Origin of the sequence: Pseudomonas sp. PGPPP4 (assembly GCF_002256045.1) — a bacterium.
GTDB lineage: Bacteria > Pseudomonadota > Gammaproteobacteria > Pseudomonadales > Pseudomonadaceae > Chryseomonas > Chryseomonas oryzihabitans.
Genome location: NZ_NKID01000005.1, coordinates 87,357 through 101,282 on the forward strand (window position 1 = coordinate 87,357; position 13,926 = coordinate 101,282).

14 protein-coding genes are annotated in these 13,926 nt (G+C 67.2%); 4 read left to right on the plus strand and 10 right to left on the minus strand.

Going from position 1 to position 13,926, the window contains the following annotated elements:
* Window position 1: 1 nt before the first annotated feature.
* The 7 genes from CFE50_RS11080 to dapA all read right to left on the minus strand — a co-directional run bounded on the left by CFE50_RS11080 (window position 2) and on the right by dapA (window position 7,604).
* Window positions 2-685, minus strand: coding sequence for an SDR family NAD(P)-dependent oxidoreductase (locus CFE50_RS11080; protein ID WP_241808822.1), 684 nt, complete (start codon window positions 683-685; stop codon window positions 2-4).
* An 11-nt stretch (window positions 686-696) separates the two neighbouring features.
* The gene (locus CFE50_RS11085) at window positions 697-1,827 is read right to left on the minus strand and encodes a sialidase family protein (protein WP_241808823.1); all 1,131 of its coding nucleotides are present in this window, start codon (window positions 1,825-1,827) and stop codon (window positions 697-699) included.
* Window positions 1,814-3,226: a sodium:solute symporter family protein gene (locus tag CFE50_RS11090; protein WP_241808824.1), complete on the minus strand. Its 1,413-nt coding sequence runs from the start codon at window positions 3,224-3,226 to the stop codon at window positions 1,814-1,816. The genes CFE50_RS11085 and CFE50_RS11090 overlap by 14 nt, the downstream gene beginning before the upstream one ends.
* Before the next feature lie 61 nt (window positions 3,227-3,287).
* Window positions 3,288-4,307: a 4-hydroxythreonine-4-phosphate dehydrogenase PdxA gene (pdxA, locus tag CFE50_RS11095; protein WP_241808825.1), complete on the minus strand. Its 1,020-nt coding sequence runs from the start codon at window positions 4,305-4,307 to the stop codon at window positions 3,288-3,290.
* Complete coding sequence (locus tag CFE50_RS11100; protein WP_286733506.1) at window positions 4,300-5,553, minus strand: four-carbon acid sugar kinase family protein; 1,254 nt, start codon at window positions 5,551-5,553, stop codon at window positions 4,300-4,302. The genes pdxA and CFE50_RS11100 overlap by 8 nt, the downstream gene beginning before the upstream one ends.
* Window positions 5,550-6,716: an iron-containing alcohol dehydrogenase gene (locus tag CFE50_RS11105; protein ID WP_286733508.1), complete on the minus strand. Its 1,167-nt coding sequence runs from the start codon at window positions 6,714-6,716 to the stop codon at window positions 5,550-5,552. Before CFE50_RS11105 ends, CFE50_RS11100 begins: the two co-directional genes overlap by 4 nt.
* Before the next feature lie 12 nt (window positions 6,717-6,728).
* Window positions 6,729-7,604: a 4-hydroxy-tetrahydrodipicolinate synthase gene (gene dapA / locus CFE50_RS11110; protein WP_353744000.1), complete on the minus strand. Its 876-nt coding sequence runs from the start codon at window positions 7,602-7,604 to the stop codon at window positions 6,729-6,731.
* A 367-nt stretch (window positions 7,605-7,971) separates the two neighbouring features.
* Here dapA and CFE50_RS11115 point away from each other — a divergent pair, with 367 nt between their 5' ends.
* From CFE50_RS11115 to CFE50_RS11125, 3 genes are all read left to right on the plus strand, one after another.
* Window positions 7,972-8,448, plus strand: a complete 477-nt coding sequence (locus CFE50_RS11115; RefSeq protein WP_286733512.1) for a GlcG/HbpS family heme-binding protein — start codon at window positions 7,972-7,974, stop codon at window positions 8,446-8,448.
* An 11-nt stretch (window positions 8,449-8,459) separates the two neighbouring features.
* Window positions 8,460-8,858: a hydroxyisourate hydrolase gene (gene uraH / locus CFE50_RS11120; protein WP_286733514.1), complete on the plus strand. Its 399-nt coding sequence runs from the start codon at window positions 8,460-8,462 to the stop codon at window positions 8,856-8,858.
* Window positions 8,859-9,301: 443 nt separating this feature from the next.
* Window positions 9,302-10,075, plus strand: a complete 774-nt coding sequence (locus CFE50_RS11125) for a WaaZ-like lipopolysaccharide core biosynthesis protein (RefSeq protein ID WP_286733517.1) — start codon at window positions 9,302-9,304, stop codon at window positions 10,073-10,075.
* A 76-nt stretch (window positions 10,076-10,151) separates the two neighbouring features.
* Here CFE50_RS11125 and CFE50_RS11130 read toward each other — a convergent pair whose 3' ends face one another.
* The 3 genes from CFE50_RS11130 to CFE50_RS11140 form a co-directional block, all read right to left on the minus strand.
* On the minus strand, window positions 10,152-10,589 hold the full coding sequence (locus CFE50_RS11130; RefSeq protein ID WP_286733874.1) for a YqaA family protein: 438 nt from the start codon (window positions 10,587-10,589) through the stop codon (window positions 10,152-10,154).
* Between the two features lie 113 nt (window positions 10,590-10,702).
* Window positions 10,703-11,242 carry a DsbA family protein gene (locus CFE50_RS11135; RefSeq protein WP_042135727.1) on the minus strand — a complete coding sequence of 180 codons (540 nt, stop codon included), beginning with the start codon at window positions 11,240-11,242 and terminating at the stop codon, window positions 10,703-10,705.
* A gap of 85 nt (window positions 11,243-11,327) precedes the next feature.
* Window positions 11,328-12,371, minus strand: coding sequence for an SDR family oxidoreductase (locus CFE50_RS11140; protein ID WP_286733521.1), 1,044 nt, complete (start codon window positions 12,369-12,371; stop codon window positions 11,328-11,330).
* A gap of 162 nt (window positions 12,372-12,533) precedes the next feature.
* Here CFE50_RS11140 and CFE50_RS11145 point away from each other — a divergent pair, with 162 nt between their 5' ends.
* On the plus strand, window positions 12,534-13,925 hold the full coding sequence (locus CFE50_RS11145) for a CoA transferase (protein WP_286733523.1): 1,392 nt from the start codon (window positions 12,534-12,536) through the stop codon (window positions 13,923-13,925).
* Window position 13,926: the final 1 nt, after the last annotated feature.

The following is a 13,926-nucleotide window of genomic DNA, read 5'->3' on the forward strand; positions in this document are numbered from 1 at the left end:
CTCACAGCGATGCACCACCGCAGACGGTAAGCGTCTGGCCGGTCAGTGCCCCGGCATCCGGACCGAGCAGGAAGGCGGTCACGCCTGCCACCTCTTCGGGCTGCACGTAGCGACCCAGCGGGGGCAGCCGCGGCGGCGTGCCGGCGCGACCCGGATCGCGCAGCATGGGCGTCTCGGTCGCCCCGGGCGCCACCAAGTTCACGGTGATGTCACGCGCGGCCAACTCCAGTGCCCAGGAGCGCACCAAGCCCACCAGGGCCGCCTTGGTGGCGGCGTACTGGCTGCGTCCGGCCGCGCCCTGCATGGTGCGGCTGCCGATCAGTACGATGCGCCCGCCTGTGGCGAGGCGCTCGATCAAGCGGTCCACCAGGCGGCTGGCCACGGCGACGTGCAGGTGCCACATGGCGGCGCCATCGGCCGGGTCCAGAGCGCCCAGCGGTGCCGTACGCATGAAGCCGGCGGCGTGGACAAGGGCGTCCAGTGGTTCGATGTCGGCCAGTACGGCATCCAGCGCCTGGGCATCGGCCAGGTCGACGCCGATCCAGGTCAGCGCCGGATGGGTATGCTCGGGCGGGCGGCGGCTGAGGCCGGTCACCTGCCAGCCTTCGGCGAGCAGCCGCTGGGTGATCGCCGCGCCGATGCCGGAGCTGACGCCGGTCACCAGGGCATGAGGCTGAGTCGTCATCACAGTCTCCTTTAACGCAGCGCGGCCAGTGGCAGCCGGACGTGCTTGATGCGCTGGCGGAAGTAAGTGAAGGCCAGGTGCACATCCCCATCGGCCGCCTGCACCAGGCTGGGATAGGAGTACTCGCGATTGAGCTTCTCGGTGGAGTTGTTGGTCAGGCAATAGCCATCGCCGGCCTCGACATCCAGGCGCCGCCAGCTCTGACCCTCGTCCGTGGACACGGCCAGACTCATCGGGCCGCGCGGAACGCCCCAGACAGCGGCGCGCTCGCCGTCCCGCGCCACCGGATCAACCCGACTGTCGCCGTCGTCGATCTCGTCATAGAGCGAGGCGCGGCGTTCGCTGTAGTCGGCGGCGCTGGTGGGGTTGTAGGCCACCACCAATTCGCCGCTGGTGAGGCGAACGAACTGGATAGAGGAGTTGTTGTTGGGCAGGGCCGTCGGGGTGGGCGCGCTCCAGCTGCGACCGCCGTCCTGGGAGCGGCTGGCGTGAATGAAGTCGGCCCAGCGACTGCGGAACAGCGCCAGCAGGCTGCCGTCACCCAGCCGCTGGATATTCATGTGCACGCAGCCGGTGCTGTTCGGTACCGCATGCTCGGTCCAGCTGCGGCCCTGATCGCCTGAAATCAGCACGGCGCTGGTGTCATGGCTGCCCACCCATTTCTCGCCGGGGCGGGCGATGCAGTGGAAGATCGGCAGCAGCCAGTCGCCATTGGCGAGCACCACCGGTGGCTGGCGAACGAAGGTTCCGGGGGTGTCGATCAGGGTCTCGATCGGGCCCCAGCTGTGGCCGCCATCCGTGGACAGCCGACGCCGGACGATGGCGGTGTCCTGGTTGCCGGCCACCTGGGCCGTCCACAGCAGCCATAGCGGGCCGTTCGGCGCCTGGAACAGGATGGGGTTCTGCTCGGAGCGGGTCGGGTCGTCCGACAGTTGCACGGGCTCGCTCCAGGTGCCGGTCTTCGGATCGCGACGGCTCAGCAGGACCGAGATGTCGGCCTTGCCTTCCTGGGTGCCGGCGAACCAGGTGCACAGCAGGGTGCCGTCCGGCTGGGCCAGCAGGTTGGCGGCGTGGTTCTGCGGATAGGGCGTCGGCAGGAAGCTGTCCTGGCGGCCGGCGATGGCGATTTCAGTGATGGACATGGGGAACCTCGGCAGGGGCGGCTTTGGCGACGGGCTGGGGGAAGAGACGTTCGATGACCACGACGATGGCAGGCGTCGCCAGGGCAACGTACATGTTGTCGATGCCATAGGGATTGCCCAGCAGATACCAGACGCTGGTGGTGATGGTCGAGGCCAACAGGCCCAAGGTCGCACCGCGGTTAGTGGCGAACAGCGGCAGGTAGATGGCGATCATGGCGATCACCGCGATGGACAGGCGCAGCGCCCGGGTGAAGAACGACAGGTTGAGGATCTCGGGCACGAAGAACACGAAGAACAGCGGCACGAAGCCGATGATCAGCGAGATCACCCGGGTGGCCTTGAACTCACGCTCGGGCGTGGGCTTGCGCAGCGGCACGTAGAAGTCGCGCACCACCAGCGAGGCGATGGCCAGGGCCACGGTGCTGACGCTGACGAAGATGGAGGCGACCAGGGAAATGGTCACCACCCCGGCCAGCACCGGGTGCATCGACTGCAGGAAGACGGGCAGGGCATAGAGGCTGCTCATCTCCGGATGCAGGTACCTGGACGCGACCCCGATGAAGCCCAGCGCCAGTGAGATAGGGATGCACAGCAGCGAGGCGTGGAAGGTGGAGCGTTGCGCGGCGCGCGCATCCTTGGTCGAGGAGATCGCCTGGATGATGAACTGGGTGGAGAAGATCGCTCCGACGGTACCGATGATCCAGGCGAAGATCTTGCTGCCGCCAATGGCGCCGTCCCAGGTGAAGTAGTGCTCCGGCATGTTCTGCATGACCGGGGTGAAACCGCCGGTCATGTGCAGGGCCACGCCCAGGACGATCAGCACGCCCACGTACTTGACCGAGGTGTGCAAGATGCTGACGTAGGCTACGCTCTTCAGCCCGCCGAAGACGTAGTACAGGGTACTGACGATGGCGGTGATGAAGGCGGCGGTGGGCAGGTTGATCTTGAGCACCGTGGCGATGGCCGCGGCGCCGCTGACGTAGTTGCCCACGTTCACCAGCAACAGGGCGTAGATCATGATGATCGACACCATCAGCTTGGTGGACAGGCCGTACTTCTGCGCGATGAAACCGGAGATGGTGAATTCGCCGGAGGCATAGAGCTTGCGCGCCATCAGCAGGCCGAACAGCGGAAAGCCGATGGCCGCGGCGATCACCGACCAGGAGGCGGCGAAACCGCTTTCGAAGGCGGCCTGGGCGGTGCCCACCGTGGACTTGGCGCCGATGAATTCCGACATCATCAGGATGCCCACCACGAAGGCCGGCATGCTGCGCGCGGCCACCATGAATTCGCCGCTGGTGCGGCTGCGCAGGCGGATGCTGAGCCAGGTGGTGAAGAGGATGTAGGCCACCACCATCCCGATGATGATGGCGGTGCTTTGCACGTCGAAGGTTTGCATGCGAGTGGTTCCTGTTGTTGTTGTTGGATAGCACTGGCGTTACGGGAAAAGCAGTCGTTCCTCAGGCGATAGCGGCCTGGCTGGCGCGATGCCGGCTGGCAAGTTCGGTGGCCTGGCGCAGCGCCTCGATGAGGCTGCGCTCGTCGGCGATGCCCTTGCCGGCGATGTCGAAGGCGGTGCCGTGGTCCACCGAGGTGCGGATCACCGGCAGGCCGACGGTGACATTGACGCCCGCTTCCAGGCCCATGACCTTGACTGGCCCGTGGCCCTGGTCGTGATACATGGCCACCACGCAGTCGAAATCGCCGCGACCGGCGCGGAAGAACAGGGTGTCCGCAGGCAGCGGGCCCTCCACGCGCCAGCCACGGGCACGCAGTTCGTCGATGGCCGGCTGGATCTTGGTTTCTTCTTCCCCGTAGCCGAACAGGCCGTTCTCGCCGGCATGCGGGTTGATGCCGCAGACGGCGATCAGGGGATCCTGGATGCCGGCCCGCTGCAGGGTGGCGTGGGCGCGTTCGATGGTGCGCTTGACCAGGCCCGGCTCGATGCGCGCGATGGCATCGATGATGCCGATATGGGTGGTGACGTGGATGACCTTGAGGATCGGCGTCATCAGCATCATCGACACCTCCTCGGTACCGGTGAGGTGCGCCAGCAGCTCGGTATGGCCCGGGAAGATATGGCCGCCCGCGTGCAGGGCTTCCTTGTTCAGCGGGGCGGTGCAGATGGCATCGAGTTCACCGGCCGAGGTGAGCTGCACGGTGCGTTCGATGTAGCGATAGGCGGCGTCGCCGGCCAGCGCGGACAGCGTGCCGTAGGGCAGGTCGGCGGGAATCAGCCCGAGGTCGATGCAATCCACCACGCCGGGTTGGAAGCGGGCCTGATCGGGCCGCTCGATGGCGTTGATCTGCAGGCGACCGCCGACGATGCGATTGGCATCCTCCAGGCGACCGGCGTCGCCGATGACCAGCGGCCGGCAGCTGTCGTAGACCGAGGCGTGGGCCAGGGACTTCATGATGATCTCGGGACCGACGCCGGTGGCGTCACCCATGGTGATGCCGATGACGGGACGTTTAGACATGGTGGGCTTCCTTCTGCAGGGAGGCCGTGGCGGCCTGTGCGGGTAGGCTGGCGCGCAGGTGGCGCCAGGCGTCGAGGAGGGTGTCGGGTTGGCCGAAGCCGCCGGCCTTGGTCACGACCCGCAGGGCGCGACCGTGCCAGCGGGTACTGGCCAGGGCCACGCCTGGGGCGAGGGCGCCGTGCAGGTCCAGCGCGGTGATGCCGGCCTGGGCGAGCAGGGCGCGAGCGGTTTCGCCGCCGGTGGCCATGAGGGCAGCGGCCTCCTGCAGGGCGGGCTGCAGCAGTTCGGCCAGGGCCTGGCTCAGGGCCAAGGCCTGACGCGGATCACGCGCCTGCTGATCGAGACTGACCAGGACGTCTTCGCCGCGGGCCAGACGCTGCGCCAGGGTCGCGGCCAAAGCCGTGCGCTCGGTCGCCCGCTGCGGTTCCAGCAGCCAGGAGGGTGCCAGGCGTTGCCATTGTTGCTGGCTACCGGCCGCCAGGTACTCGGCCTGGGTCTGGGAATGGCGCGACATGCTGCCGACCACCGTCAGCACCGGACCTTCGGCCCGTGGATGAGGTGTGGCAGTACCCACCAGGCCGAGGGCAACCGGCAGCGCTTCGGCGAGACCTGCCGAGCCGACCCAGAACACTTTTTGCGCGAACGGCGCCGAGGCACGGGCCAGGGCTTCCAGGTCGGACTGGCGCTCGGCATCGCAGACCAGCGCCGGCAGACCACTGTCCAGCGCGCGGCGCAGGGCGGCGGCCAGGGCCACCGGCTGACGCAGGATGGCGAGGTCGAGCCGGGCACAGCTGATGCCGTGATCGGCCAGTTGAGCGACCAGATCGGCATTGCCGGTCAGGTCCTCGTTGCGCCAGACATCGGTCTGGTCGACCGGTACGCCGTCCAGGTACTGGATGCCACCCTGGGTCGTGCGGCCCAGTGCCGGGTAGGCGGGCGCGACCAGGGCCAGGCCGCGCGGGGTAAGGGCCGCCACCTCGGCGGCGACATTGCCACGCAGGGTGGAGTCGACCTTCTTGTAGAGCGCGGCGCCCGCCAACGCCGGGTGCCCGAGCAGTGCGGCATGCCGCGCGGCCGCCGCACGCGCATCCAGTCGACGGCTGTCCAGGTCCAGCGCCGTCACCGGTGCCTGGGCGTCCAGGGCCTCGGCGTCGAGCAGCACCCGGGTCGCCTGGGCCTTGGCAAAGCCCAGAGCGCAGTCGGCGGCGCCGCTGAGGTCGTCGGCCAGGATCAGCAGGCGGGTCATGGCAGCAACCGCCGGTACAGCGCCTGGATGTCGTCCAGGCTCAGCGGCTTGGGATTGTTGACCATCAGCCGGGTGACCTTGGACGCCGCCACGGCCATCTCTGGCAGGTACTCCTCCCGCACGCCAAAGGCGGCCAGGTCCTGGGGAATTTCCAGAGTAGCGGTCCAGGCGGCGATCTGCTCGATCAGCTTGTGTGCTGCGGCCTCATTGCTGTCTTCCTCGCGGGCCAGGCCGCAGACCACGGCGGCGCGCTTCAGGCGCGGCGCGCAGCTGTCCAGGTTGAAGGCCATGACATGGGGCAGCAGCATGGCATTGGCCACGCCGTGGGTGACATGGAACTTGCCGCCCAGGGGATAGGCGAGGGCATGGACAGCCGCGGTGCCGGCCGCCGTCAGGGCCACGCCGCCGTAGGTGGAGCCGAGCAGCATGTCGCTGCGGGCGCGTACCGAATCCGGCTGCTGATAGGCCTCGACGATGCTGCCGGCGATCAGCCGCATGGATTCCAAGGCGAAGGTATCGCTGACCGGGTTGGCCTTGTTGGAGATGAAGGACTCCAGCGAGTGGGTGAAGGCGTCCATCCCGGTAGCCGCGGTGATGGCCTTGGGCAGGCTCAGGGTCAGCAGCGGATCGAGCAGCACCAGGGCGGGCAGCAGGTGGCGGCTGACCACGCCCACTTTCAGCTCTTCGTCGGGCAGGGTGACGATGGCATTGGGGGTCACTTCCGAGCCGGTGCCCGCAGTGGTCGGCACCAGCACGGTGGGCAGCCCGGCGCGGGCCACCTGGTCGATGCCGAGCATGGATTTGAGCGACTGCTCGTTAGTGAGCATGACCGCGAACAGCTTGGCGGCATCCAGTACCGAGCCGCCGCCAATGGCGAGCAGGGCGTCGGGTTGACGCGGCGCGACTTCTTCGCGGAAGACCCGCTCGATGTTCTCAAGGGTCGGCTCGATCTCGACGTTGTCGATCACGGCCACCTCGATGTCGCGGGCGGCCAGTTGCGCCTTGACGCGCTCGGTCACGCCCAGGCCGTGCATGGCGTTCTGGGTGACCAGCACCACGCGGCGCAGCGGGACGTCGAGAAGGGCGAGCTTGTCGCCGAGCTGATCCAGGGCGCCAGCGCCGTGGACCAGGTGTTTGACGGTCTGGAAATGATAGAGGGACATGGGCGCTCCGGATCAGTCGCGGTAGATGGCCAGCAGGCCTTCGAGCTTGTGCACCGTGGCTTCGTCCAGCGGCGCGACCGGGGCCCGGCAGGGGCCGGCCGGCACGTTGAGCAGGTCGGCGGCCTTCTTGAGTACCGAGGGCATGGTGCCCAGGGCGAAGGCATCGCGCAGCGGCCGCAGCTTTTCCTGGGCGGCGCGGGCGGTGGTGTGGTCGCCGGCCTGGAAGGCGTTCCAGATGGTCATGACAACCTGGGGTACCGCATTGGCGGTGGCGGCCACCGCGCCATCGCCGCCGGCCAGCAGGTTCCAGTAGATGAGGGAGTCGGTGCCGGCAAAGACGGCGAAGTCATCGCTGCGGTACTTCAGCATCTGCACCAGGGCGTCGAAGTTGCCGGCGCTGTCCTTGATCCCCTTGATCTGCGGGTGCTGGCTCAAGGCGGCCACGGCGCCGATGCCGATCGACATGCCGGTCTTGGCCGGAATGTTGTAGAGCATGAGCGGCAGCGGGGAGGCGTCGCCAATGGCTTCGTAGTGGGTGATCAGCTCTTTCTGGCTGACCGCATTGAAGTAGGGCGTGATCACCGACAGGGCATCGACACCGCGATCCGCCATCTTTTTGTTCAGTTCAATCACTTCATGCGTGGCGAAGGCGCCGGTGCCGGCCACGACCGGGACCCGACCGCCCGCGGCGTCCACGGTGAGCTCGGCGATACGCAGCTTCTCGGCTTCGGAGAGGGCGAAGAACTCGCCGTTGGTGCCCAGTACGAACAGGCCGTGGACGCCAGCGCCGATTAGGTTTTCGATCAAACCGCGCAAAGCGTTTTCATCGACACGTTGCTGGGCGTCAAAAGGGGTAACGAGGGCGGGAACGATGCCGCGGAATTTCATGGTCATGCCTACCTTGTGATTGTTCTGATCACAATAAAGCATGTTTTGATCTAATCGATCAATAGTGGTCTGACGATTTTGCGCGTTCGATGAGCGCATGCACTTCCGGAAAGCAATAGGCCATTCGCGAGGCAACGGTCGAATCGGATTGCTCGGCAATAGAGACGGATAAACGTAACGGCAGCCTCGGCGCTGCGCCTTCACGCGTCTGAAGGGGCGAATGTTCAAGCCATGGGTAAGGAGTGATGCCTGTCGAATCCGGCCAGCTATCCCGCTGATCCTTCTGACAAAATTGTCATCCTGCAGTACCCGTTCCTGACCGAACGATCAGGATAATTTGGCGAGGTCATTTCCCGGACCTCGAATCATGTCGCGCTTTCTTTCTTCCCTAACCCTCACGCTGCTGGGCGCTGCCTTGCTCGCTCAGGCGCAGGCGGCGCTGCCGCAGCACCCCGATCTCGACCTTGCTGCCGCGCAGCGTCTGGCGCAGGCCGCGCCCTGCAGCGCCGCGCTGGCGGTGCTCGACCGCAGCGGTCAACTGATCCTCCTGCAACGCGATACCCGCATCGGACCGCACAACGCCGAGGCGGCGCGGCGCAAGGCGTTCACCGCGCTGTCCACCCGTACCCCCTCGCAGGCGCTGGCCGAGCGTGCCCGGCAGAACCCGGATGCGGCCAATCTCGTCACCCTGCCCGAATTGCTGCTGCTGGGCGGTGGCATCCCCCTCTACGAAGGCGACCAGCTGGTCGGCGCCCTGGGCATCGCCGGTGCCGGCGGTGGCGGGGCGGACGAGCGCTGTGCGCTGGCGGCCGCTGAACACCTCACCCTCACCTCCCATCCTTGAAGGAGATTTTCATGAAGACGTTCGTGCTGTTATCGGGTCTGGCCCTGTCCGGCTTTGCGGTCGCCGCACCCAATCCCCTGAGTGTCCATGTGCTCAACCTGGAAGACGGCAAGCCGTCGGCGGGGGTGCACGTGACCCTGGAGCGCCAGGTGGGGCAGGGCTGGCAGCTGCTGGCGGAAGAGGTCACCAACGAGCAGGGCCGGGTGCCGGCGCTGTTTCCCAAGGAAAAGACCTTCGAGAAGGGTGAATACCGCGTGGTCTTCAAGACCGGCGACTACTATCGCCAGCAAGGCCGCAGCGCCTTCTTCCCCGAGATCCCGGTGGTGTTCGACGTCACCCAGCCGGAGCAGCACTACCATATCCCGCTGTTGCTCAGCCCCTATGGCTTCAGCACCTACCGCGGTTCCTAGTTTGCCGGCGAGGCGTCAGTCCTCGCGCCTGTCCACCGCGCTCGTGCAGGCACAGTGCGGCTGGCGGCAAATTCCAGCCCTGTGACCTGCCATGCGTGGTGAGGGCCACTCGCGAGCGGTCGAGGCCCTGCGCGAATGGCGGATCTCCGGACCGTTCCAGGCCCTGGGCCGCCTCGGCTCCTGCTGGCTCACGGACAAGTCTTCTGATTGCTATGGGTGCCTCATTCGGTACGCGCCCCTTAAGTGAGTCCTAAGCGGCAAAACGTAGCGTTGGTGGCGTCATTCACGAGGGTGCCCGGTTACTTTTCTATCGGCGCCGTTGAATATGTATGACTAATAACCTTCGCTATTGCCGTACAGGGAGCTGGTGGTATGCCACTCGAGCAGCTTTCAAACCGCCTGTCCAAGGTCCTCGATGACGCGCGTCCAGGTGGCTCGCCGCTGTGAGCCAGGACTTCGCGCCCCTGCGCAACAGTCAACGGGGTCCGGTGCTGCTGCTGGCCTCGGGACCTTCGGCTGCCGAACTCAACCTGGACGCCTGGCAGGACGTGCCGATCATCACCATGAACGGCGCCATCGCCAAGCTGAGCGGAACCGACATCCGCCCGCTCTTCTATGTCTGCAGCGACCTGAGCTTTGCCGAGCAGCAACCGGAGCTCTATGCGCGCGGGATCGAGCAGGCGCAACGACTGGCCCTGTGGCCGGCGGCGATCGAACGGCTCGCGGAAAGCCGGCAGGTCAAGGCTCATGCGTTGCGACGAGCGCCCAGTACCCGGCTGGAACACTACCTCGGGCTGGAGCGCGACCAGGCCGAACGCACGCTCACCCTGCTCAGTCGCCGAGCGCGCGACATCGGCTTCAGCCGGGACATGGACTACGGTATCTTCGATGTCCGGACTGTTGCCTTCATCGCCCTGCAACTGGCCTATCACCTGGGCTTTACCAAGATCTATCTGGCCGGCGTCGACCTCAATGCCAGGGCCCCACGCTTCTACGAAGGCGGCACGGACGCGAGATCGCCCTGCGGTCTGGACGAGCATCTGCACAACCGTATCCTGCCGGGGCTCAAGGTCATGCAGGACGTCATGACCGCCGCGGGTCGTCAGGTCTTCAATCTGTCGCGCTGCAGCTGTATTCCTGCGCAACTCATCCCGCGCGCCGACCTGGCCGCCGTCGAGGCGGGCTGGTTGGGCCAGCGGACCCGTCAGGCCAGTTGAGCGCGCTCGATGTTTCGGTAGCGCATCGAGAGGTCTGGATGGCAGGGACCGCCGGACCTTTGCCTGCTGCGCTCGATCACTGCCAGCCCAGGGTAAGACCCCAGACCACGGCGTAGCGCGTGGCCTTGGCCAGGCTCACCACCACTAGAAAGCGCCACAGGGGTTCGCGCATCACCCCGGCCACCAGGGTCAGGGGATCGCCGATCACGGGTGTCCAGCTGAGCAGCAGTGACCACCAGCCCCAGCGCTGGTAGGCCGCCTGGATGCGCTCCAGGCGCTCCGGCGACAGCGGAAACCAGCGGCGTTGGCGAAAGCGTTCGAGATGGGTGCCCAGCCACCAGTTCAGCGTCGAGCCGGCGACATTGCCCAGCGTCGCGGCCAGCAGCAGGAGGGGCGTGGCATAGCGCCCGGTGAGCAGCAGCCCGGCGAGGGCCGCTTCCGATTGCAGGGGCAACAGGGTGGCCGCGCCAAAGGCGAGGGCGGCCAGGCCCAGATAGACGCTCAGGGCTTCCAGGATGGAGCTCCAGCAGGGCAGGCCATGACGAGGCTGTCTCGGGTCGAGGGGAAGCTGCGGAGCATAGCGCGAGGGACCGGACTATGCCTCCTCGCGATCCTGAGCCCCGGCGCTCACTCCAGCCGCGCGAGCCAGTCCGCGACCGAATCCCCGCTGCTGATGTCGGGCTGCACCAGGCCATCGATCATGAAGGTCGGCGAGACGTGGATGCCGTTCTGCCGGGCGTACTTGCAGTGCCACTTGATGGCGTGCTGCAGGTCCGGATTGGCGAAGGCATCGGCCAGGGCCAGGCCGCTGTAGCCTTCCAGCCGCGCAATGATGTCATTGGGCGTGGCGTCGCGATTGGGTCCGGTGGCGTGATCCTTGAACTCGAATTCCTCGCGATGGGCGGCGACCGCTGCCAGCACCGCCTTGGCGCTCTCCTTGCCGCCATCGAGGGTGGCGGCGGCCAGCACGCAGCGCACCACGACGCCGGAGAACAGGTGCCAGGGCTGGGATTGCAGGCGGATCTTCAGGGTGATGCGGTCCGGTCCGGCCTGGGCCAGCAGGTCGTCCAGCTTGTTGAAGGCTTTGACCGAAAAGGGGCAGGTGGGCTCGAGAAAGACTTCGAAGGTGCGGGGGCCATGGCCCCAGGTGAGGGTGTCGGCGTACAAGTTAGAACTCCAATGGCGAGACGTTGGGGTTGAGACCGCATGTCGTCCCGGGCGTTTTCCCGCAATCGGGACGGCGCGGGATGCCTTAGGGAATCAGTCGCCGCCGACGCATGTCCTCCAGGTGCGCGAGCAGAACTTCGTCCGATCTCAGCATCATCTGCCCGAAGCCGGCCTGCCGCGCCTTGGTCACATCGAAGATGGCATCCTTCTCGACATGAAAGATGAAGTCGCCGAAGGCCCCGGGCGCGATCCGCTCGGGATCGGCCTCGGCCAGTCCTTCGCGCTGCGCCAGCGCCTGCCAGACCGGCTTCAGGGCGGTCAGGCGCTGAGCCAGGGAGATGGGTTGCGGCTCGCCGACGTCCAGCCCGAACCAGTCGGCCAGCTGTGGCCAGACGTGACTCCAGCGAAAGACATCGCCGTTGGTGAGATTGAAGGCGCCATCGCGCTGCTCTTCGGCGGCCCAGACCGCGGCTTCACCCAGCAGCGGCGCGGCCGTGACGTTGACCAGGGCGCCGCGATAGGCCTGCTCCGTTCCGGGGAATTGCATGGCGGTACCGGTCGCCTTGCACAGGGCACCGTAGATACCGATCAGGTTGCCCAGGTTCATGGCCGAGCCCAGCGAGTGGCCGATAACGATGTCGGGGCGCAGGGCGGTCCACCGGATGCCGTCGGCCTCCAGGCTGCGCACGAAGTCTTCATGGCGGAAATAGAGGTTGGGTGGGAAGTGGCGGCTGTCATCCTCACGGGCCGGCGTCTTGTACACCCCCAGGTGGGCGCCATAGATCTTGCCGCCCTGGACGAAGGTGATGCGGGCCAGAGGCGCGCCAGCGCTACGCACTGCGGCGACCAGGTTCTCCAGCATGGCGGCGTTTTCGTCCGCCTCGACGCCAGGGTCAGGGTTGGGCTTGAGGGCGCTGTAGAAGAGATGGGTCACACCGGCGAGATCGGCCTTGGCCGCGGCCAGGCTGGCCGGGTCCAGCAGGTCGGCGGTCAGGTGCGGAAAGCGACTAGGTGCCTGTCGCGAGCGGCCGACGGTGGTGATGGACCAGCCGGCGTTGGCGAAGGCTTCCAGCACGGCCTGGCCGATGATGCCGCTGGCGCCGGCGATGAGGAGCTGTCGTTCGGTCATGGGGTCTCCCGATAGCGTAGGTGGGCTGATGAAGGGGAGACCCAGGCAGAGGGCGATTTGTCCCCGTGTCGGGCTGGACGGTAGACGGACGAACGCCGGTGTCCTGTTCGCGCAAGCAGGGCTACTGTGAGAGCTCTGCCTGCTGCCGCGGAGGACCTTGCCTTGACCCACCCGTCCCATGCGCCTGCCGTCTTTCAATCCCTGCTCGGCGAACTCGTCACCGCTCTGGATCTGCCTGCCGCCCAGGCGGCAACCCTGCAGGTCCGGGGCAACGACAGCCTGGCCTCCTGCTTTCCGGTCAGCGACCTCGCCACGGCGGCGATCGGGGTCGCCGGCCTGGCCGCCGCCGACCTGCTGGCCGAAGGGGCACCCGGATTGCCGGTGCAGGTGGACCGGCACCTGGCCGCGGCCTGGTTCAAGACGTCCCTGTGTCCCCTGGGCTGGGAATTGCCCGCCGTCTGGGATGCGGTTACCGGCGACTACCGTACCCGCGACGGCTGGCTACGGTTGCACGCCAATGCGCCCCATCATCGGGAGCGCGCCCTGGCCGTGCTGGGCTGTGGCAATACCCATGACGCCGTGGCGCAGGCCATGGCGGGCGGCTTGGGCGAAGACCTGGAGACGGCCATCGTCGCGGCGGGCGGCTGCGCGGCGAAGCTGCGCACCCAGGCGGAGTGGCAGGCGCATCCCCAGGGGCAGGCCGTTGGCGCCGAACCGCTGATCGCCCAGGAATGGACAGTCGCGGATATCGCCAGCAATTGGCGGCCCGATCCACAGCGTCCGTTGCAGGGCATCCGCGTCCTCGACCTGACCCGCATCCTCGCCGGGCCGATTGCCACCCGCCTGCTGGCCGGGCTGGGCGCCGAGGTGCTGCGGATCGATCCGCCCGACTGGGACGAACCGGCCCAGGCACCCGAGGTGACCCTGGGCAAGCGCTGCGCGCGACTGGACCTCAGGCGCCCCGCCGATCGCCAGCGATTCGAGGCGCTGCTGACCTCGGCAGACATCCTGGTCCACGGCTATCGCGCCGATGCGCTGGAGCGACTGGGCTACGGCGTCGCTGCACGTCGCGCGCTGAATTCCGGGCTGATCGATATTTCGCTCTGCGCCTATGGCTGGAGCGGTCCCTGGGCGCTCCGTCGGGGCTACGACAGCCTGGTGCAGATGTCCTGCGGTATCGCCGCGGCCGGGCGCGACTGGCAGGGCGGTGAGCAGCCGGTGCCCTTGCCGGTGCAGGCGCTCGACCACGCTACCGGCTACCTCATGGCGGCCGCCGCCCTTCGCGGGCTGGCGCTGCGTCAGCGGGAGCGGCGAGCTATGACGGCGCGACTGTCCCTTGCCCGTACCGCCGTACTACTGACCGAGCGACCGGGCGCGAGTGGTGGTCCGGCGTATGGAGGGCCGGAGGAGGGCGACTATAGCGAGACGCAAGAGCCGACCGCCTGGGGTCCGGCGCTGCGCTTGCGGGCGCCGCTGAGGATCGGCGAGGTCGAGTTGCAGTGGCAACGCCCCGCGACACGACTCGGCTCCGCGACCGCGGACTGGAGTCGCTAGC